Below are 284 nucleotides of genomic sequence, written 5' to 3' on the forward strand. Positions count from 1 at the left end.
GGTTGCCGAAGCGACGATCCGCGTTTGGGTGCGTTTCCGCCGTGATATTACCGCAGCCAACCGTCTGAAAGTGCTTGCTGGCCCGTTTGCTGGCAGCACTCTCAATATTATTGGGCCTCCTATTCCTGATTCGGAAGGTACCCGGCTGGAAATTCTCTGCAAGACAGGAACGGAAAAATGACAGCAGAAATCACCCTGGATGAAGCAAAGCTGCATTGCCGTATTGATGATGATTACGAAGATAAGTTGATACAGGCGTACATCGATGCGGCGCTGGAGGTTTG

General features: G+C 51.4%; 2 protein-coding genes. Both read left to right on the forward strand.

Features of this window, described 5'->3' with window-relative positions; genetic code table 11:
• On the forward strand, positions 1-181 hold a 181-nt coding region (locus HUK49_RS10835; RefSeq protein WP_191913691.1), incomplete at its 5' end, for a phage head completion protein.
• Positions 178-284: head-tail connector protein (locus tag HUK49_RS11730; RefSeq protein WP_191913692.1), on the forward strand; the 107-nt coding region annotated here is incomplete at its 3' end. The genes HUK49_RS10835 and HUK49_RS11730, both read left to right, overlap by 4 nt.

The sequence above is a fragment of the Limosilactobacillus portuensis genome (assembly GCF_014838735.1).
GTDB lineage: Bacteria > Bacillota > Bacilli > Lactobacillales > Lactobacillaceae > Limosilactobacillus > Limosilactobacillus portuensis.